Annotated in this window: 17 protein-coding genes and 1 pseudogene; 15 read left to right on the top strand and 3 right to left on the bottom strand. The window is 55.1% G+C overall.

The features are described from left to right. Nucleotides 1-14 precede the first annotated feature (14 nt). From AGA_RS09085 to AGA_RS09095, 3 genes are all read left to right on the top strand, one after another. Entirely contained in the window at nt 15-764 is a 750-nt protein-coding gene (locus AGA_RS09085) for a response regulator (RefSeq protein ID WP_059023935.1), read from the top strand. Between the two features lie 62 nt (nt 765-826). Beyond that, a complete protein-coding gene (locus AGA_RS09090; RefSeq protein ID WP_059023936.1) occupies nt 827-2,635 on the top strand; it encodes an ABC-F family ATP-binding cassette domain-containing protein in 1,809 nt (602 codons plus the stop codon). Between the two features lie 424 nt (nt 2,636-3,059). Beyond that, nucleotides 3,060-4,241, top strand: a complete 1,182-nt coding sequence (locus AGA_RS09095) for an aminotransferase class I/II-fold pyridoxal phosphate-dependent enzyme (RefSeq protein WP_059023937.1) — start codon at nt 3,060-3,062, stop codon at nt 4,239-4,241. A gap of 89 nt (nt 4,242-4,330) precedes the next feature. Here AGA_RS09095 and AGA_RS09100 read toward each other — a convergent pair whose 3' ends face one another. From AGA_RS09100 to AGA_RS09110, 3 genes are read right to left on the bottom strand one after another with little or no spacing between them, the layout of a single operon-like run. Then, on the bottom strand, nt 4,331-5,575 hold the full coding sequence (locus AGA_RS09100) for a Zn-dependent hydrolase (protein ID WP_059023938.1): 1,245 nt from the start codon (nt 5,573-5,575) through the stop codon (nt 4,331-4,333). A gap of 31 nt (nt 5,576-5,606) precedes the next feature. Continuing rightward, nucleotides 5,607-6,551, bottom strand: a complete 945-nt coding sequence (locus AGA_RS09105; protein WP_059023939.1) for a 2-hydroxyacid dehydrogenase — start codon at nt 6,549-6,551, stop codon at nt 5,607-5,609. 27 nt (nt 6,552-6,578) lie between these two features. Beyond that, nucleotides 6,579-7,451: a dimethylarginine dimethylaminohydrolase family protein gene (locus tag AGA_RS09110; RefSeq protein ID WP_059023940.1), complete on the bottom strand. Its 873-nt coding sequence runs from the start codon at nt 7,449-7,451 to the stop codon at nt 6,579-6,581. Nucleotides 7,452-7,766: 315 nt separating this feature from the next. On the opposite strand from AGA_RS09110, the gene AGA_RS09115 reads away from it, so the two are divergent. From AGA_RS09115 to AGA_RS09170, 12 genes and pseudogenes are all read left to right on the top strand, one after another. Continuing rightward, nucleotides 7,767-8,720 carry a LysR family transcriptional regulator gene (locus tag AGA_RS09115; protein ID WP_059023941.1) on the top strand — a complete coding sequence of 318 codons (954 nt, stop codon included), beginning with the start codon at nt 7,767-7,769 and terminating at the stop codon, nt 8,718-8,720. Beyond that, entirely contained in the window at nt 8,720-10,297 is a 1,578-nt protein-coding gene (locus AGA_RS09120; RefSeq protein ID WP_083503609.1) for an ABC transporter substrate-binding protein/permease, read from the top strand. The genes AGA_RS09115 and AGA_RS09120 overlap by 1 nt, the downstream gene beginning before the upstream one ends. Then, nucleotides 10,287-11,039, top strand: a complete 753-nt coding sequence (locus AGA_RS09125; protein ID WP_059023942.1) for an amino acid ABC transporter ATP-binding protein — start codon at nt 10,287-10,289, stop codon at nt 11,037-11,039. Before AGA_RS09120 ends, AGA_RS09125 begins: the two co-directional genes overlap by 11 nt. A gap of 152 nt (nt 11,040-11,191) precedes the next feature. Next, the gene (locus AGA_RS09130) at nt 11,192-13,585 is read left to right on the top strand and encodes a TonB-dependent receptor (RefSeq protein WP_059023943.1); all 2,394 of its coding nucleotides are present in this window, start codon (nt 11,192-11,194) and stop codon (nt 13,583-13,585) included. Nucleotides 13,586-13,613: 28 nt separating this feature from the next. Further along, a complete protein-coding gene (locus AGA_RS09135; protein ID WP_059023945.1) occupies nt 13,614-14,480 on the top strand; it encodes a sugar phosphate isomerase/epimerase family protein in 867 nt (288 codons plus the stop codon). Next, entirely contained in the window at nt 14,480-15,526 is a 1,047-nt protein-coding gene (locus AGA_RS09140) for an isopenicillin N synthase family dioxygenase (protein ID WP_059023947.1), read from the top strand. Before AGA_RS09135 ends, AGA_RS09140 begins: the two co-directional genes overlap by 1 nt. A 34-nt stretch (nt 15,527-15,560) precedes the next feature. Beyond that, nucleotides 15,561-16,298 (top strand): class II aldolase/adducin family protein, encoded by a 738-nt coding sequence (locus tag AGA_RS09145; RefSeq protein ID WP_059023949.1) that lies wholly within the window; start codon nt 15,561-15,563, stop codon nt 16,296-16,298. Nucleotides 16,299-16,512: 214 nt separating this feature from the next. Further along, nucleotides 16,513-17,520: an ABC transporter permease gene (locus tag AGA_RS09150; RefSeq protein WP_059023951.1), complete on the top strand. Its 1,008-nt coding sequence runs from the start codon at nt 16,513-16,515 to the stop codon at nt 17,518-17,520. A gap of 15 nt (nt 17,521-17,535) precedes the next feature. Next, nucleotides 17,536-18,510, top strand: a complete 975-nt coding sequence (locus tag AGA_RS09155; RefSeq protein ID WP_059023953.1) for an ABC transporter permease — start codon at nt 17,536-17,538, stop codon at nt 18,508-18,510. Continuing rightward, on the top strand, nt 18,500-19,537 hold the full coding sequence (locus AGA_RS09160) for an ABC transporter ATP-binding protein (RefSeq protein ID WP_059023955.1): 1,038 nt from the start codon (nt 18,500-18,502) through the stop codon (nt 19,535-19,537). The genes AGA_RS09155 and AGA_RS09160 overlap by 11 nt, the downstream gene beginning before the upstream one ends. Nucleotides 19,538-19,560: 23 nt before the next feature. Beyond that, nucleotides 19,561-20,561: pseudogene (locus AGA_RS09165) on the top strand (ABC transporter ATP-binding protein). 117 nt (nt 20,562-20,678) lie between these two features. Continuing rightward, a complete protein-coding gene (locus AGA_RS09170; protein WP_059023956.1) occupies nt 20,679-21,296 on the top strand; it encodes a YceI family protein in 618 nt (205 codons plus the stop codon). Nucleotides 21,297-21,373: the final 77 nt, after the last annotated feature.

Consider the following 21,373-nt stretch of genomic DNA (forward strand, 5'->3'; position numbering starts at 1 on the left):
TAAGGAGATTTGTCATGTCAGAGTCACTGCGTGACGGACTGATCCGGGCTCTCCCTTATGGCAGACGTTATGCACGGGCCCTGACAGGCAACCAGCCCGAAGGCGACCTGCTGGTTGCGGAAAGCCTGAGGGGGCTGACTTCTCAGCGCCCGGCGGAAGGCTTTACCCCTCTACTCCAGCTTTATCAGGCCATATCACGCCTTTATGCCGTGCACGAGACTGAACGGGCGACACAGGGCCCCGGCCTCTCCCCCACCCAGCGGCAACTGCTACTGCTGACAACGCTGGAAGAAATCAACATAGACACAGCGGCCCGGATTATCGGCCTCCCCCACGCGCAGGCCGTGCAGGAACTGGAAACAGCCCAGAAGCAACTGCATAAGGGGGTGCAAACATCGGTCCTGATTATTGAAGACGAACCGATTATTGCCATGGATATTGAACTGCTTGTGATGCAGTGCGGCCATAAAGTGGCGGGCATAGCCCATACGCAGGCAGATGCCGTGCAGCTTGCTGCCCAAACACGCCCCGGCCTTATTCTGGCGGACATCAATCTGGGTCCCGGAGGTGATGGCATGGCTGCGGTAGCTGAGATAACAGAAACTTTTAAAGTCCCGGTCATTTACGTAACCGCCTACCCAGAGCGGCTGCTAACGGGCGAAAAACTGGAACCCTGTTTTGTGATTACCAAGCCTTTTGACCCCTTAACGCTTGCCGTTGCCACCTATCAGGCCGTAAGCAGTATGGGTGTAGCTCAGACCTGATTTGTTAGGTAAAAAGCTGCCGGAACCCTGATCGACTTCTCTGGAACGGCTGGCAAACTATTATGGCGCTACCCCCTTTACTCCACCTGCAGGACATTACCCTGACTCTGGGCGGGAAACCCCTGCTTGAAGGGGCCGGGTTTGCTGTTGGCAAAGGTGAGCGCGTGTGCCTTGTCGGGCGCAATGGCTCTGGCAAATCCACCCTGCTGAAAATTGCCGCAGGCATTATCCAACCTGATGCGGGCAGTGTGTTCCTCCAGCCCGGCGCCTCCTTACGCTACCTACCGCAGGAACCAGATCTGAGCGCTTACGCCACAACGGCAGATTATGTTGCGGCACAAATTGATGACCCCAGCATGGAATGGCGTACCGCCCCTATGCTGGATGCGCTGGGATTAACCGGGCAGGAAAGCACAGCCCACCTCTCCGGCGGTGAGACGCGCCGTTGCGCCATTGCGGGTGTACTGGCCGCCGCCCCCGACATACTGTTGCTGGACGAACCCACCAACCATCTGGACATGCCGACTATTGAATGGCTTGAGCGTGAATTGCTCAGCCTTGGCTCTGCCATGGTTATGATCAGCCATGATAGGCGACTGCTCTCCACGCTCTCCCGCTCAGTCGTCTGGTTGGATCGCGGCATAACACGCAGGCTTGATGAAGGGTTTGACCGCTTTGAATCCTGGCGCGAAGAGGTGCTGGAGCAGGAAGAACGCGACGCCCATAAGCTGGACCGCCAGATTGCGCGGGAAGAAGACTGGATGCGCTACGGCGTTACAGCGCGCCGCAAACGCAACGTGCGCCGTGTGCGTGAACTAGCAGCGCTACGCACTGCACGCCGTGAGGCCGTAAGGGCCACAGGGACCGTTACCCTGAATGCGCAGTCCGCCGCCACATCCAGCCGTCTTGTGGCGGTAGCGGAAAACGTGAACAAAACATGGGGCGAAAAACACGTTATCCATGACCTGAACCTCCGCGTCCTACGCGGGGACAGGCTTGGTATTGTGGGGGCTAATGGTGCGGGCAAAACAACGCTCCTGCGCCTGCTAACGGGCGGTGACCAGCCAGACAGCGGCACCGTAACCCTTGGCCCTTCCCTGAGCATGGTGACGCTGGACCAGCAACGCCGCTCCCTTAACCCGGAACGCACATTGGCCGAAACATTGACCGATGGCGGCGGTGACATGGTGCAGATCGGGGACGAAAAGCGGCATGTCATCGGGTATATGAAGGACTTTCTCTTCCGGCCTGAACAGGCGCGTACCCCCGTTAGCGCCCTGTCTGGCGGAGAGCGTGGCCGCCTGATGCTGGCCTGCGCACTGGCCAAACCTTCCAACCTGCTTATTCTTGACGAACCCACCAACGATCTGGATTTGGAAACACTGGATATCTTGCAGGACATGCTGTGCAATTATAATGGCACGGTTCTGCTGGTTAGCCACGACCGTGATTTTCTTGATCGCATCGCCACATCGGTCTTGGCCGCCGATGGAACAGGGGCATGGATTGAATATGCTGGAGGCTACAGCGATATGCTGATCCAGCGCGGCCTACAGCCTTTGGAAACGTCACAAACCGTCCCCACTTCGGAACCTTCCAAACCACGCGAGCAACCTGCCAAACAGGTCGCACGCAAACTGAGCTATAAAGACCAGTTTGCTCTGGATAACCTACCCAAGGAAATGGAAAAACTGGAAGCCAAAGCTGCTGCACATCGCGCAAGCATGGCGGACCCGGACCTTTACAGCAAAGACCCCAAGGCCTTTACCAAACACTCTACCGAGTTGCAGAAAATTGAGGAAAAGCTGGCAGAGTGCGAAGAAAAGTGGCTGGAACTGGAAATGAAGCGCGAAGCGTTGTTGTCAGAATAAACCTGCCTCCCCGTCACGCGGGATTGATCAACCGGGCGAGCGTGCCCGGTTTTTTAGTGCCCGGTCCATCGGCAATCTTGGATTGCGATACATAGGCGCCTCAATAAAACAAACAATATTTTTAAAAATCATTATATTATATACGTATTTCATATTCACACAGCGCTCCGACTACAAAAATTCCCGACCTCCCGGTAATTGAATTTACGACAATAAAACTTGTGCCATCCACAGTTTTCTCGATACGATGGTAAAATAAGCAACCCCTTCCAGTTATAACAAAAGTAAACTTTTCTTTTCGTCTCTTTTCCAAAACATCTGCCACACCTTACTCTGACAACAGAAATCCCCTGCTTTGAGGCCGGGTTTTATCTGGAGGTGTCGCCCTTTTTGCACCTCTCCCTTTTCCATCAGGAGACATACTATGGTCGCCCCTCTGCCAACACACACACAGCAGGAACTTCAGGAACGAGGATTTTCGCGTCGGCAGATCGGTCGCATTGCCCTTATTCTGGGTGCCGGTACGGTTATGGCGGGAATGCCGTGGCACAGGGGACGTGCCGATACTCTGCCTGTCGGTGGCACCTACCCAGCCAACTCCATTTTACTCAATGGCAATGAATTCTGGACTGGACCATTTCCCTCCGCACTCCCAGAAGGGCAGAAAGCACTGCTTAACGGTAACCGTTACCTAACGGGGCAGGAACGACAGGCACTTATTGAGTCTGCTGCTGCGTATGACCATATAGCCCCGGAATTGATAACCCCCTGGCCCGGCTCCAGTGACCCTCTATGTAGAACAGTTATTTCCTTCTGCTCCCCCACACGTGGCCTAGTAACCTGCGATCCAACTTACGAAACCGTGTGGGGCGTTGCGGAATGGTTGCAAATCCCCCTCGCCAAGGTGCCTCTACGCCCAGAAAATGGCTATCAGGCAGATGTTCGGGCCATGCTCAAAGCAAACCCGCAGGCGGGCATGTATTATATATGCAGCCCCAACAACCCGACGGGCACCGTAACGCCGATTAAGGACATTGCTTGGCTTGCCCGCCATATTCCACAAAACGCCGTATTGGTTGTGGACGAGGCCTACCTGCACTTCAGCGGTAGGCCGTCTGCAGTTTCGCTACTCGGGTCGTGCCGTAATCTTATTGTGCTTCGCACATTTTCCAAATTATTTGGCATGGCGGGGCTTCGTCTAGGGCTGAGTATGGCTCATCCAGACCTGCAAGACAGAATGATGCGTTATGACGGCATTTACCAAACCACCATGCTATCTGTTCCGGCTACTGCCATTGGGACAGCCAGCTTGAAAGACCCGGCAGAAATTCAAAAACGCCGCACGGAAACACGCAACAATCGCAAAATTATGCAGAACTGCCTGTCTCATTACGGCATCAGGACCATTCCCAGCGAGGCCAATATGCTGATGGTGGACTGGCGCAAAGCTCCGGGCCCCATAACAACCGCTTTTGCACAAAATGGCATTATTATTGGCCGCAGTTGGAGCATCTGGCCAACCTGCTCGCGCATTACTGTTGGCTCGGCAAGCGACGTGCAGGCATTCTGCAAAGCAATGGAAAACATGTCTACACTGCTTAAATAACGAAGATTTCTTACACGTCATATAACAATGGAAGAGAAGATTTCCTTCTCTCCCATTTTTCATTCCCTTTTATTCAGGAATAAGTTTTCTTAAAATACCTCATCTGCCTTCATAACAGCATGAAGCAACACATTGCTACCCGCCGTCACATCCTCAGGCGTTGCACTTTCCGCCTCATTGTGGCTGATACCATGAAGACAGGGAACAAAGATCATCGCTGTAGGGACCACGCGGGAGACATACACCGCATCATGCCCTGCGCCTGAAACAATATCCCGCATGGTGTAACCAAGTTCCTGCGTGCTGTCCTTAACACAAGCAACACAGCGTGTATCAAAATGCACGGCGGGCGAATTCCACGTGGGCGTTACTTCCACCTGCACACCGCTGGTCTGCGCACAAGCCTGCATACGCTGCAAAAAGTCCTGCTCCATAGCCTGCAAGACCGGTTCGGACGGATTACGCAGGTCAACTGTAAAACGCACCTCACGCGGAACAACATTGCTGCTAGCCGGCAACGCCGTAATAATGCCAATTGTGCTCAGCCCATCTGGCGCATAATCCTGCGCCACGGCATTGACCTGCTCAATCATACGGGCGGCTGCCAGAAGGGCATCCTTGCGCATGGGCATGGGCGTGGTTCCCGCATGAGCGGACCGCCCACGCACCACCACCTCATACCAACGCATACCCTGAACACCGGTCACAACACCTATGGTGCGTTCCTCGGCTTCCAGCACGGGACCTTGCTCAATATGCAGTTCAAAATAGGCCGCTGCAGGGTGCTGCCCGCATTGTTCCGCACCAACAAAACCACCACGTTCCAGTTCCTGCCGCAAGGTCACACCTGCGGCGTCAGCCCGGCTGCCAGCAAATTCCTCTGTAAATGCACCGCCAAAAACCCCCGAAGCCAGCATGGGTGGGGTAAAGCGTGCACCTTCCTCGTTGGTCCAGTTGACCACCTCCAGCGGGTGCTGTGTGCTTACACCTGCATCATGCAGCGCACGCAACACGGCAACACCGCCCAGCACACCCAGAATGCCATCAAAGCGCCCCCCAGTGACCTGTGTATCAAGGTGGCTACCCATCATAATGGGAGGCAAGTCACTTTGGGTGCCTGCGCGGCGAGCAAATTGGTTGCCCATGGAATCATAGGTCACTGTGCAGCCGAGCGCTTTACAGGTCTGTTCGAACCAAGCCCTTACCTGTGCGTCCTCGTCCGTCAGCGCAAGGCGGCATACCCCGCCTTTTTCCGTTCCACCAAAAGCTGCGGTTGTTACAAGGTCATGCCACAGGGCCTGTCCGTTAATTGTCAGGTTGGCGTGCTGGCTCATATCCTGTCCATTCCCCGTTTCAAGCTATTTGTTAGTAACCACGCTTAACATCACATAACAGCGCCGGTTTTTCGCCCTGCGCCAGGCAGGCTACAACATCCGCCACGTAACGGGCCTGCATCCCGCGCGAGGCTTCAGACGCCACATGGGGGGTTATTGTAATCCGAGGGTGGCGCCATAGGGCATTGCTCTCCGGCAGAGGTTCTGGCGTGACAACATCCAGAACAGCACCAGACAACGTACCATCATCCAATGCTCTCAGCAGATCTTCCTGCACAACGTGGCGCCCACGCCCAACATTCACAAAACCTGCGCCTTTGGGCAAATGACTAAGGAATGTGTAGTCAATCAACCCATCGGTTGCGGGCGTTGCGGGCAGAAGATTAACCAGAACATCCACATCGGCCAGAAAAGCCGGTAAATTCTCCATACCGTGCTTAACGGTCACACCATCCAGCTCAGCAGGCGAGCGCTTCCAGCCGGATACGCAAAACCCCACATTTGCCAAAACCTGTGCCACATAAGCACCCAGATGCCCCAGCCCCATAACGCCAACTCGGGTCATATTGGAAGGCTGACTGCGTACGTTATTACGCCATAGGCCCTGCTGCTGCTGAACAGCCCATGTGCGGGCATCCCGCAGCAGGCCAATAACAGCCCATAAGACATAGTCCGCCATAAGTCGGGCGGTCTGTTCCCCGCCCATGCGCACGAGTGGCACATGGCGGGGAAAACCCGTATGCGCCAGAAGATGGTCAACGCCAGCGCCAGTACAGACAATGCCCTTCATCTGGGCCAGTCGTTCCATGTGTTCTGGCTTTGGTTTCCAGACCAGAGCATAGTCGTCTGGACGCGGCTCCCATGTGGGGTCATACCACGAACAGACTTCCACCTCTGGTGCAACCGAGGCGAATGCCTGCCGCCAGCTTTCAAACGCTTTTTCACCATCCGCGCTGATCACTATTCGTGCAGACATGTCCCCAAGCTCCTTACACTAATAAACTTACGCGCTTTGCAAAGACTGCCGACGCAGAGGCATGGTCATGCAATGGATGCTTCCCCCACCGCGGGAGAACTGGTTGAGTTCAGGGTCAAGCACTGTCAGCCCCTCTGCGCGCAGCATCTCATTGATACGCACAGAATGGCGTGGGCTTACAACCCTGTCCCGGCCAAGCGCCAGCACATTGCAGCCCATATCCCGCATGGCCTCACGGTAGGTAACTGGCAAAATACGAATACCCTGCTCGCGGAACCAGTCCAGATCCGCCTCATCCAGCACATCCACCGCCGCAATGGCCAGATTTTCCGCAACCATGCAGAAAATAACGTCCAGATGCAGGAAATGTTCGGGGAAATGGATCATCCGGCAGGTCCATCCTGCCTCTTCAAACCAACTGATAAATTCAGCAGCACCCTTTGTATCCGTGCGTCCACCGCTGACCCCAACGGCCAGAAGGCCGGGGCGGATAATGTGAATATCTCCGCCCTCAATGCGCCCTGCGGTGCAGGTGCGCCAGATTTCATCCGGCGCATAGAACGTGCGGATTTCCTTTTCTTCCCCCACCCGCTCCGGGCGGGAAAGGCTGGTCACTACCGTGCCAAAAGGCGTGGTCTGTGAACTGTCGCGGGTATAAACCTCGTACGGCATACCTTCATGCGGCGTCAGAAAATGGCAGGAAACATCCGCCCCCTTAAGGGTTGAGACCAGTTCATCAAACTGACTGCGCAGGATGTTCCGGTCGATGCTGCCACCGCCTGCCATCGTCTGAATGGCGATGTCGTTACTCGGAATCCATTCATAATAATCCGGCGGGCATAGAAGAACATCTGTCAGCACACCGGTTTCGCTATCAATAAACCACCTGTTTGCAGCCATGTCTTAAAAATCCCCAAGGTATCTGTTTTCCCTTGCAGGCTATCCGAGCCTTGTTTCGGACCCAATATGAACCGACATGAGTTTACTTTAGTTTTTTCGCAAACATACCCAAACAACGCAGAAAACCGTCATTTCCTCATTCTCATCAGCGGGCATGTTTATGCTTTGCGCCGGTTCTCTCTTCCCATCGTATATTTTCCACGCCATAATTATTCTGGATAAAGAACAATAACGGTTTGCCAGCATAAAACAGGAGCATTTGGCAGCACCTTCCGCCCTCTTCTTGACGCCCCATCCGACAGGAGCATTCAAACCATGACGGGAAGCAGCCATAAAACACCCCGCCTCAGAAAAAGACCGCGCGGCTTTCAGGGGCATGTTTCAGAAATTGATCTGCGGTTGCTGCGTGTCTTTCACACAGTAGCGGAACAGGGTGGCTTCAGTGCGGCCGAAATTACGCTGGGCAAAAGCAAATCTTCCATCAGTCTCGATATTTCTGCGCTGGAAACCCGCCTTGGTCTGACAATCTGCCTACGTGGCCGCAGTGGTTTTGCCCTAACGGACGAAGGGCGCGAAGTGCTGGAGGCAACCCGTAAGCTCTTTGTGAACCTTGAACACTTCCGCCAGCAGATCAACCAGACCAGTGGGATGCTGAGCGGCACGTTCAACCTGTATGTGCCCGACAACATCCAGACCCATGGCGAGACCCCCCTTGTCAAAGCCATTCACACCTTTACGCAAAGCCACCCCGGTGTGTTCATGAACCTGCACTCTGCCTCCACCAAGGAGGTGGAAGTTGCCGTCATGACCGGGCAGGCAACCGCTGGCATAGCCCTTTACGCACAGGGGCAGGCCCCGCTGGGGTGTCGCCCGCTTGTGGCTGAGGCCTCTTACCTTTTCTGTGGTTCCCGCCACCCTCTCTTCCACATGCCAGAAGAAGACATCACGCTTGATGTTCTGACCAGCCATAGCATGGTCAGTGTCGCTGATGCCGCTACCTCTGATCGATGGGAGGAAATTCGCCCGCTCTTCACCTACCGCGCCAAGGCCGACAGGGTAGATGCACGCGCGCTACTTATTCTTTCTGGCAGTTACATTGGCTTTCTGCCCGAAGTGTTTGCAGCCCCTCTTGTTGCGCAGGGGCTGCTGCGCCGGATTGTTTTTAACGATCTGCGCCTGATCACCTGCTGTCATTTTCTGGCGCGCACGTCTCCCGAAACCAGCCTGATGGTCGAGACGTTCCGTACCCTTCTGGAAGCTTCATATTAATGACCAGCTTTTTTTCTCGCCTGCCATTCATGCGCAGGCTCCGCCCCGTTGCCGCCCTTGCTGGCGCACTTGTTGCAACCGCCGGACTGCATGGCGCAGCACGGGCTGAACAGGTGCCCTCATTTGTGCAGGACGGCACGCTGACCATTTGCACCAACCCCACACTGCCCCCCATGACGTTTGTAAAAGGGCAGGATGTCTCTCACCCGGAAGGGTTTGACATAGACGTAGCACAGGCGCTGGCCACACGCTGGCATGCCCGCCTGTCTGTTGTCACAATGGACTTTACGGGCCTGTTCCCCAGCCTGTCCGCCCAACGATGCGGTCTGGTCATGAGCGGCATTATCCGCACACCTGCACGGGAAAAAAGTTTTGACGCTGTTTCGTATCAGGATACGGCGTTGGTTGTAGTCGGCCGTAAAGGTACTCCGTCCCTGACCAGCATGGATGAACTCGCGGGTAAAAATGTCGCGGTGGAATCCGGCACCAGCTACGTAACCCGGCTAGGCGTGGTTAACGATGCTCTGGTTGCTGCGGGTAAGCCCCCCATGATTATCCAGCAATACCCGACCGAAGAGCAGGTCGTGCAGCAGGTGCTCATCGGGCGTGTTTTTGCCTTTGTCAGTCAGGATGTTGAACTTTTTTACCGTATGCGCCAGTTGCGGGACAAACTGCACGTCCTGATTACCCCAGACATTCCAGATTACCGCCATTTTGCCATTTATATCCGCCAGAATCCGCAGGATAAGACGCTACTTCAGAACGCCATATCGGCGCTGGATAGCGATGGCACGCTGCAAACACTCCGCACCAAGTGGTCTGTTACCGACCAGTCCACAAAGAACGGAGCGGATGAGAGCGCAGCAGGCGGAATGTTTGACTGGGGGGCATTTTTTTCCGCTCTTACGTCCACGGCCTTCCTGCATGGCGCCCTTATTACACTTAGCGTGGCCCTGATCTCACACATTATTGCCATCACACTCTCTGTGCCGATCGCCATTGTGCTGAACAGTCCGCAAAAATCTGTGCTTAAAGTTGTGCTGGAAGGGTACGTTTCCCTGTTCCGGGCGGCACCGACGTTGCTCCAACTTCTCTTTATCTGGAATGCTGTGCCGCAGTTTTTCCCTATTTTTCGGGAGCAGTGGTTCACACCTTTTCTGGCGACCATTCTGGCCCTGTCCATTAATGAATCCGCTTATCAGGTCGAAATCAACCGGGCCGCGTTGAGTGCGGTTGATCCGGGGCAGGAACTGGGTGCAAGCGCACTAGGCCTCAGCCGACGCGATATTTACTGGCGCGTTATTTTTCCGCAGGCTTTTCGCATTGCCCTGCCTCCGACCATTAACGAGTTTATCAACCTGTTAAAAATTACGTCGCTGGCGTCGGTCATCTCGCTACAAGAATTGCTGGCCGTAACACAGATACAGGTCGCCCGGACATTCGCCTTTACCGAGTATTATGCCGCAGCGCTGGTTTACTACCTCGTCATGGTCTTCTTTTTCCTTTTCCTTCAGAAACGGGTGGAACGGCGTTTTTCCTGGTCTGATCGCAAAAAGGTTGTTTCCAATGCAGCATGAATCCACAACACCTCCCATGATCTCCGTTCGGGGCATGAGCAAACTGTTTGGGGAGTTTGTTGCTCTAGACCGACTGGACTTTGATGTCAGCCGTGGCGAAAAAATTGTGGTTCTGGGTCCTTCCGGCTCGGGAAAATCGACCCTGATCCGCACACTCAACCGGATTGAACCGCATGACAGCGGTACGCTCACCATTGATGGCAAGCTGATTAACGACAAGACTGACCCTATTCAGCTCCGCTGCATGGTGGGGATGGTGTTCCAGAACTACAATCTGTTCCCTCACCTGAGTGTTCTGGAGAACTGCATTCTCGCCCCCATGCGTGTCAGGCGCATGACCAGAATAGAGGCCACAGCCCATGCCCGCCGCTACCTTGAGCAGGTGGGTATTCCCGATCAGGCAGATAAATACCCCATCCAGCTCTCCGGTGGTCAGCAGCAGCGCGTGGCCATTGCCCGCGCCCTGTGTATGCAGCCGGAAGTGATGCTGTTTGACGAGCCAACAGCCGCACTGGACCCCGAGGCCATTGTGGGGGTGGTAAGCATTATGGATGAACTGGCAGAACAGGGCATTACAACTGTCTGCGTTACGCATGAAATGGCTTTTAGTCGCCGTATTGCTGACCGTATTATTTTTATGGATCAGGGAAAAATTGTAGAAATTACACCGCCTGAGACATTTTTTACCTCTCCCAAAACGGACAGGGCGCAGAATTTTCTTAACCAGATGCTGCGTTATTGAGGCTCTGCACGGCTGCATGCCAATGAACAAAAGTATGATTTAGTCATTTTCAAACGAATGAAGAGGATATTTCGTTATCAAATAGAAATGAAAAGACCGGTTGCCTTATAAGCCCAGGGCCGGTTCCAACTGGAATAAACAGGAATACGGGCATGAAATCATATTTTTTACGTCGGTCCTTCCGTCTTCTGGCTTCGGTTCCAGCGTATGTAACCCTGCCAGCTCTGCCCTGCCTGCTTCTGGCATCCACCTCCCCGCTGGCAACGGCTGCAACACCCGTGGCCAGCCCACAGTCCGCAGATACAAGCCATATTGCCGCAGGCCACAAACGTGTGGGGGCCACACCACGCCGCAAAAATACGGCTCCTCGCCAAGGTGGGTCCGAGGAAGTAGAGGTCACGCAGTCCCACACCCACCGCTACCTGTCCGAGCCCACCACGGTTAACGTGATCAGTGGTCAGGAACTGCGATCGCTCCACCTCGAGAACCCTAAGGACATCGCATCCTTTACCCCGGGTGTGACAGCAACCAACGCTGTCTCCGGTTCTGCCCCCATTTTCTCCATCCGTGGCGTTGGCCTGGATGACTATGTTGGCACCAACATGGGCGGGATTGGTATTTATCTGGATGGCGTGTTCGCCCCCTTCCCCGTATTTTACACCGGCCAGATGCTTGATGTGGAAAGCGTTGCAACAGAAAAAGGTCCGCAGGGCTTTGACATGGGGCGCAGCACTACGGGCGGCAGCATTAACATTCAGTCTGTAAAACCATCTGACAAATTTGGTGGGTATGCAGAATGGGGATACAGCAGCTACAATACAAACCGTGGCCGCTTTGCCATCAACACCCCCATTACAAGCAAAATCTCCAACCGTTTGGCCTTCAACTATGTTAAAGGCGATGGCTGGCAAAAGGATGTTACCACAGGTGCACGTTATGGCTCGCAGGATTTGCTGGCAATCCGTAACCTGACCAAATTTACGGTCGATGATACATCCTCTTTCCTGCTGAACATCCACTACACGCGCGACAAAGGCACTTCCACGTCCCCTCAGGATCTGGATACGGTTGCCAATGGTGGCGCAGGGACCAACCCCAACCCTCACGCTGTCAACGTTGGGAATACCCCTCCGCAGCGTAACGAAAACGGTGGCGGTGTTTCGCTCAACTTCACCAAAATCTTTGACTTCGGCACGTTCTCATCCACAACGGGGGTTGATTTCTACCGCCGTAACGATCTGGACAACTACGATGGTCTGGGCACCGTTGCTGGTGGTGTGCGCTCCGATGGCACAACGGTCGCAGGCGGCGTTGGCACCAAATACGCTGACTATCGCTGGGATGATACGGCCATTGCGCAGTCTCATGACATGCACCTGCGCATGAATCTGGCTAAAATCTTGCATCTGACCGTTGGTGTGTATGAATCTTACGACAAGATTGACGGGAACTACACCAGCTACCGCATGGATGACCCCGGCAGCATGGTCAACCTTACCAACCACTTTTCGCAGCAGAATCTCTCCACCGGCGTTTATGTAAACACGGTGACCAATGTTACGAAAAAGCTCGACTTTATTGCCTCCGGTCGTTTTTCTTACGACGAGCGCGGCTTTAATGGTGGCTCCATGTATTCGGCCATTGGCGCTGGTAGCCCACGCCTTGCAGCCCCTTACAATGCAACGCTTGACGGTCCGATCAACCATCTTAACGAACGCCACGACTATGAGCGCTTTACCGGGCGCGTTGGCCTGCGTTACCAGATTGTGCCGGGCACTTACGCCTACGGCACCATCTCCAACGGTTATAAGGCAGGCAGCTACTTTGCAGCACCTGTGCTGGCTCCCGCTGCACTGGACTATGTCCGTCCGGAAAATCTGATTGCTTATGAAGTCGGCATCAAATCCTCACTGCTGCACAACAAGCTTATCCTTGAAGGCTCGCTGTTTGACTACGAATACCACAATCGTCAGACGCTGTTCTTTGGGACCTTCCACCCCTATGCGAACTCGAACATAACCAGTAACTCGCTGACCCTCGGCACCATTCCACGCGCACGCACCCGTGGTGGCGAAATTTCCTCCACGCTGCACAACGTTATTCCCAACCTCGATCTGCATGGTTCCTTTGCTTACCTGGATGCGCAGATCAAAAGCCCGGTTGACTCCCTACCCGGCCTAACACTTGACCCAAAGATTGCGCACAACTCTCAGCTTCCGTTTGCGCCCCGTTTCTCTTGGAGTGCCGTAGCACGCTACAACATCAACTTTAACCGCTACCGCACCACGCTGCAGGCCAGCTACACATGGAAGGACAACATGTGGGCCGCACTGGGTGACAGCAACGCCAAAACCAGCAAGATCAGTTCGCTCGGCCTGCGTATGGAATTTGGCCCCAAAACCGGCAAATGGACTGCTGCCGTTTACGTTGACAACCTGCAGGACAACCACGGCTCCACCTATTCCTTTACCGGGAGCGATGGCAACCGTGCCCAGTACATTCAGACACCCCGCTGGGTCGGCTGTGACCTGCACTACAACTTCTGATCCCTGACCAGAAACCGGGAAAGCGCTGATGGATTTTGAACTTTTCCGCACCTTATGGGGGGACAGCCGCCGGTGGGATATTCCACTGGCGGAAGCGCGGGCCGCCGGATTTGACGGTCTGGAGGCCCGCATTCCCCCAACACTGACCGCCGCGCAGGAATGCGCCGCCATTCTACGCGATGAAGACGCACCCTACATTGCCATTGCCATGACAGGTGGCGGTGTTATCCCCAACCAGAGCGCTTCCATTCAGAACCATCTGGATGACCTCCGGGGGGCTGTTGACCGCGCCTTGCACATGAACCCCCGTTTTGTCACCGTGCTAGGAGGTAACGACCGCTGGCCAGCTAGCAAGCAAGTGGACTTTATAGCCCATGCGCAGGAGGTATGCCGGTCGGCTGATGTGCTCTGCTGTTTTGAGACCCACCGCTCCCGTATTCTGGCAACGCCGTGGGTCACGCTGGATGTCATTGCGCAATTACCAGACGTGCTGTTTACGGCCGATATAAGCCACTGGGTTGTCTGCTGCGAACGCCTGCTAGATGACCCGGCAGATGACCTGTCGGCCTTTATAGAGCGTGTTCACCACATTCAGGCCCGCGTAGGGTATGATCAGGGGCCACAGGCTCCCCACCCCGGCGCACCAGAATATGCAGCTGCTTTGCGCTTTCACCAGAGCATCTGGCAGCAAATCTGGCAAAGTCAGCTTGCACGTGGATACGCCACCACCACCATGACCCCGGAATGTGGGCCGGATGGCTATTTGCATACCCTGCCGTTTACCAACGTGCCTGTAGCAGATCTGTGGTCTCTCAACATCTGGACTGGCCAGACCGAGCGCCAGCATTTTCAACACGCCATGGCAGACTGTGGCAGCAAGAAGGAACTGGGTTAATGTCCGCTTCCACAAAGACCGAAACTTTCACCCGTATTCCCGTTATCGACATCAGTGGCCTGTACAGCTCCGATATTGCCCAACGCCAGGCGGTGGCGGAAAAGCTGGGCGATGCGGCTAGGAATGTGGGCTTCCTTTTTATTTCCGGTCATAACGTTCCAGATGACCTGATCGAAGGGGTGCGCAAAGCCGCGCGTGACTTTTTTGCCCAGCCTTTTGACAAAAAAATGGAATATTACATTGGCACTTCCGCCACCCACAAAGGCTTTGTGCCTGAGGGAGAGGAGGTGTATTCCGCAGGTCGCCCGGACCACAAGGAAGCGTTTGATATTGGCTACGAAGTCCCAGCCAACCACCCGCTGGTGCAGGCCGGAACCCCACTGCTAGGCCCCAACAACTGGCCAGACCTCCCCGGCTTTCGGGCGGCTGCGGAAGCCTACTACCGTGCAGTTTTTGATCTGGGCCGCACACTCTTCCGTGGTTTTGCTCTGGCACTGGGGCTGGAAGAAAACTACTTTGATTCCGTTGCCAACTTTCCGCCGTCCAAACTCCGTATGATCCATTATCCGTACGATGCCGAGGCACAGGACGCCCCCGGCATTGGCGCCCATACAGACTATGAATGCTTTACAATCCTACTGGCGGACAAGCCGGGACTGGAAGTTATGAATGGTCATGGAGACTGGATTGACGCCCCCCCGGTCCCCGGAGCATTTGTGGTCAATATTGGCGACATGCTTGAAGTCATGACCGCGGGCGAGTTTGTGGCAACCGCACACCGGGTACGTAAAGTTGCTGAAGAACGCTATTCCTTTCCGCTCTTTTACGCCTGCGATTATCACACTCAGATCCGTCCCCTACCGGCTTTTGCCAAAGGAGATGATGCGTCCTACGAAACCATAACTATTGGCGAGCATATGTGGGCGCAGGCCTTGCAGACCTACCAGTATCTGGTTCGCAAGGTGGAAAAAGGCGACATCAAACTCCCCGAAGGAGCGCGTAAAACCGCGACCTTTGGACATTTCAAACGCGTTGCCTCAACCTGACACCAAACTTTTTGCATTTAAGGACACCGCAACAATGACCACACAGCAGACAGAACAGGAACTGCGCGAGGATCTGGCGGCCGCATATCGGCTTATGGCGCATTTTAATATGACGGATATGGTTTATACGCACCTTTCCGTCCGCCTGCCCGGTGGAGGGCACCGTTATCTGGTCAACCCATACGGGCTTCTGTTTGAAGAGATAACGGCAAGCAGCCTGGTTATTGTGGATGCGGATGGTGTTCCGCAGCAAAAAACAAGCTGGAACATCAACCCGGCCGGGTTTGTTATCCATTCCGCCATCCACGCCAACCGGCCGGATGCAGCATGCGTCATGCATACCCATACCGTTGCAGGTATGGTTATTGCCGCGCAGGACAAAGGCATTCTCCCACTTAACCAAATCAATATTGAATTTTATGGTGCGGTGGCTTTCCATGCCTATGAGGGTATTGCCGCAGACGACAACCTGAGCGAGCGCGAACGTCTGGTACGAGACCTTGGCACACGCAACGCCATTATTTTGCAAAACCACGGCCTGCTGACTGTTGGCAACACCGTGGCGCAGGCCTTTTACCGCATGTATTACATGGAACAGGCCTGCAAGATTCAGATTGCTGCCCAGTCCACCGGGGTGCCGCTACACATTCCTTCGGAAGAAAAACTGCTCCGCACCAAAAATCAGTTTGATACCGACCCCGATCAGGGACAGATGATCTGGAAAGCCCTGCGCCGTAAGCTTGACCGCGAACAGCCGGACTACAAAAACTGATCACATCATCTTGCAACCTGTTGCAGACGGGGGGAGGCATTAATGCCTCCCCTTTTTTGTGTCTACATGCCGCATTCCCACTCCGAGGCATGGCACAAAAGAGGCAGACTTGCCCTTGCCGCCAAGGACGTCCAAAATACCAGCCGAATTGCCACCCGCTCCGGCTCACAAGGTTACTCACCTCCACCGCGCAGACTTGATAAATGCAGGCATAATGACAAAGCCGTCCGACACGCCCTCAACCTCCGCCGGACCATGGAAAAGCGCACTTCGCTCTCTGCTGCGTAACCGTTCCGCCCTTGGCGCGCTTGCCATTCTGGCCCTTATTGTCATCGCCTGCCTGTGCGCCCCGTTTTATGCGCGCCACATTGCCCATACAGACCCGTTCCTTTCCAACGTTGCGGGCACCATTACGCTGAACGGGCAGGAAACTGACATTATGCAGCCCAATGACAATCCGCTGCATCTGGGCCTCAGCCCTATTGGGCCAACTTGGCACACAACCTACTTTTTAGGCGCGGACAGTCAGGGGCGCGACATTATGGCCCGCCTGCTTTATGGGGGACGGAACTCACTGCTTATCTCCTTCAGCGCTGCGGTTCTCTGTCTGGTCATGGCTGGTGTGGTTGGTATTTCGGCTGGCTTTTTTGGCGGCATAACGGACATGATTCTGTGCCGGATTATGGATATTATGTGGGCGGTGCCCGTTTACCTGTTTGCCATCTCACTTTCCATTGTCACAATCACCTCAGGTTTGCGGATCGGCCCTTTTGTTATTGAAGCCGATAACCTGCTTATTCCTATTGTCATTATTGCACTCGTTTATGTGCCCTACGCGGCACGCCCAGTACGTGGGCGCGTTATTGCCCTGCGGCAGGCGGAGTTTGTAACAGCGGCCAAATGCCTTGGAGTGCCACGCTGGCGTATTGTGCTGCATGATATTCTGCCCAACGTCAGCACCACGCTGGTTGTTATGGGGCCTTTGCTCATGGCCATGGCGCTTTTGGCAGAAAGTGCTCTCTCCTTCCTGTCCATCGGTGTACAAGCTCCTGCCGCCTCATGGGGCACGATTATTCTGGATGGTGAAGGGCTGATTTACACCCGCCCAATGGTGGCCATTGCTCCGGGCATGGCCATCGTGGCTGTGGTGCTGGCGCTGAACATTCTGGGTGATGGCCTGCGGGATGCACTGGACGTGCGCGACACATCCCGGCGTGAATAAGAGGACAAACACCCCATGATCATGCCTCTCCTCCGCCGCATGGGCCAGACGGTTTTTGTTCTGTTTGGTATTTCCGCGCTGGTCTTTGCCGTTTTTTTTGCCACTCCGGGTGCCGACCCTACCGCACGGATTGCCGGGCGCAATGCCGCCCCCCAAACCATGGAAAAAGTCCGCAAGGAATATGGGTTTGACCGCCCCCTCCCCGTGCAATACGCCATTATGATGAAAAAACTGTTCATCACGCGTGATCTGGCCTCTTACGCCAACCGTGGTGAACTGGTGGTCCCCGAAATCATGCGTGCGGCTCCGGTAACCATCTCTCTTGTTTCGGGCGCAGCGATTATCTGGGTTGTTCTGTCCATTGGGATGGGGGTGCTGGCCGCTGCGTTTAAAGGATCATGGCTGGACCGGCTGCTCATGATGCTGGGGCTGGTCGGTATTTCCATACCCGTTTTCTGGCTTGGTCAGGTTGTGAACCTGATCACCCAGAACCGTTATCATGATACATGGCTCTTCTCATGGGTGCCGGGGCTTGGTTATGTGCCTTTTACCCAAAGCCCGCTCGATTGGTTTCGTGCGCTGGTTATTCCGTGGTGTGTTCTGGCCGTTATGTTTATTGGCATTTACAGCCGCATTTTACGGGCGGACCTTGTTGCCATCATGGGGGAGGACTTCATGCGCACGGCGCGGGCTAAAGGTTTATCTCCCACCCGTATTCTCCTCCGCCATGGCCTGCGCACTGCCCTGATTACGTTTGTCTCCCTTTTTGGCATGGACTTCGCCCAGCTTGTTGGGGGTGGTGCATTGCTAACAGAAGTAGTTTTTGGCCTGCCCGGTGTTGGCCGCCTGACCTATCAGGCTCTGAACAGCCTTGACCTGCCTCTTATCATGGCGACCGTCATGTATTCCGCCGTATTTGTCGTGCTGGCCAATGCCCTTGTGGATGCGGCCTACCTCTTCCTTGACCCCCGAGTGCGCGATGCCCGCTAAAACACCCAGCCCACCGCTCTTAGAGGTCCGCAACCTGTGTGTAAGCTTTGCCTCACGCGGGCAGATGATCCCTATTGTCGAGAACGTTTCGTTCAGCATCGGTGGGGAGGAAATTCTGGGACTGGTCGGTGAATCTGGCTCTGGCAAATCTGTAACCGCCATGGCGCTGATGGGGCTGATTGATGCACCCGGTGTGCGTATTACTGGCTCGGCCCGCTTCAAGGGGTATGACCTGCTCGCCATGCCGCCCAAGCAACTGCGCAAACTGAGGGGACAGGAGATCGCCATGATCTTTCAGGACCCGATGACCGCCTTTACGCCGGTTTATACCATTGGCTGGCAGATTGATGAGCAGTTGCGGGTTCACCAAAGGCTCTCCCGCAAGCAGGCCCGCGCACGCACTATGGACCTGCTGGGGGAGATGGGTGTGCCCGACCCGGCCAACACAGCCAACCGCTACCCCCACCAGCTTTCTGGCGGGTTGCGCCAGCGCGCCATGATCGCAATGGCCCTCTCCTGCAACCCGTCCCTGCTGATTGCAGATGAACCGACCACCGCGTTGGATGTAACCGTGCAGGCCCAGATTCTGGACCTGATGCGGAACCTGCGCAAAACCTATGGCTCATCCGTCCTGCTAATAACCCACGACATGGGCGTTGTGGCAGAAACATGCGACAACACTCTGGTCCTGTATTCTGGAAGAGTTGCAGAAACAGGAACAACGCAGGCCTTGTTTGCGCATCCGCAGCACCCCTATACGGCGGCCCTTTTAGCCTCCATCCCGCCCATGAGTGGCCCTCGTCCGGACAGGCTACCTGCTATTCCCGGTGGGCCTCCCCTGCCCGTGGAGCGCCCGGCTGGTTGCGCCTTTGCCCCACGTTGCGTGTATACCCACGCAAGCTGCCTGCCCGCACCGCCTCCGGCATTTTACACCGTTGCTCCCCATCACGAGGTCGCCTGTGTGCTGCCAAAAGAAGGCACGCCTCTCCCTGCGCGCTTTACCACCCCAACAACACCGGTTCTGTGAGGCGTTACATGCATTCTCCCCCCATGCCCCCACAGTCCGGCACAGCCACACCAGTTTCTGATACTCCACTCCTCAGGGTGCGGGAGGTCTATAAAACTTACACGCTAAAACGGGGCCAGACCCTAAAGGCGGTTGATGGGGTGTCCTTCTCTGTCATGCCGGGGGAAGTTCTGGGGCTGGTTGGGGAGTCCGGTTGTGGCAAATCCACGCTGGGCCGTTGCCTACTCCGTTTGACGGATGTTTCGGCCGGTCAAATCGTCTTCGAGGAGCAGGATATAACACGCCTGCCAGAGCGCACACTCCGCCCCATGCGCCAGCGAATGCAAATGGTCTTTCAGGATTCCTATGCCTCGCTCAACCCACGCAGGCAGGTGGGGGACCTTCTGGCGGAGCCTTTGCGGGTACACCACACAGCGGCCGGAGGCCGCTGGTCCAGCACCGCCATAACACACAGACTGAACACGTTAATGGATCTGGTCAGTCTACCCCGTACAGCTTTGGCCCGCTACCCACATGAATTTTCGGGCGGACAACGCCAGCGCATTAACATTGCCCGCGCCCTTGCTCTTTCCCCCGCCTGATCGTGGCGGATGAGCCTGTTTCGGCGCTGGATGTTTCGGTTCAGGCCCAAATTGTTAATCTGTTCGCAGACTTACAAAAGCAGCTCGGCCTGACCTATGTGTTTGTAGCGCATGACCTTGCTGTGGTGCGCCAGATATCGACCCGTGTTGCCGTCATGTATCTGGGCGCCATTGTGGAGTTGGGAGAAACAGACACCGTTCTGCATAATCCTGCACACCCCTATACTCTTGCCCTCACACAAGCAGTACCCCGCCCCATTGTGGGTGTTCCGCATCATGCTCCCTTACGCGGAGAAATTCCTAGCCCGGTCAATAAGCCCTCTGGCTGCCGTTTTCATACCCGGTGCCCCGCCGTGCAACCCCGCTGCCAGACCGACGCCCCCACATTGCGGCAGATTGCACCCAACCACGAAGTGGCCTGCCATTACCCGATAGCCAAATAAGCCTGAACAACGCCAGTCCAGAAAAAATATCAGGCGAGCTGAAACAAAATGCTCACGCCATGCGTATTACGTTTTGGTCTATTGTTGCCAACCATCCTCCTTGGGAGAATTTCAGCCATGACCCGCGCTTTCTTTTTGGCTTCAGCGACTTCCACCATGCTGGCATTCAGTGCCATGAACCCCGCACTCGCCGGGACCAACAACAACACAGCCGAAGCGCAATCTGGCATCTACAGTGTGGAGCCAGCCCATACTCAGGTTATTTTTTCCGTCCTGCATTTTGGATTTACAAATTACTTTGGGGCTTTCTCCAATGCTTCGGGCACACTGAAGCTTAACGCGCTGACACCGGAAGATTCCAGCCTGTCCGTAACCATTCCGGTCACTTCCGTGCAAACCACCAACACACGGCTGACAGATGAACTAAAAGGGCCGCAATGGTTTGATGCCACCAAGTTCCCAAATGCCACTTTTGTTTCAACGGCAGTTAAAATGACGGGGCCCAACGATGCAACCGTTACCGGCAACCTCACACTCCACGGCGTTACCAAACTCGAGGCATTGAATGTGCACTTCCTTGGCGCTGGCACAAATCCGATGGACAAAAAGTACACGACTGGCTTTGAAGCCACAGGCACCATCAAACGGAGTGATTTTGGTATAAAAACGTATGTGCCTTACGTCAGTGACGATGTCAGCCTTCGTATTGCCGGAGCTTTTGAAAAGCAGGATTAATCAGTTTACGCCCCATATGCTCATAGCAACAGCCCAACAACCAGAAAACCATATGGGGCAACTTTGTTAGTATTACA

The organism is Acetobacter ghanensis (genome assembly GCF_001499675.1).
In the GTDB taxonomy this organism is placed as follows: Bacteria; Pseudomonadota; Alphaproteobacteria; order Acetobacterales; family Acetobacteraceae; genus Acetobacter; species Acetobacter ghanensis.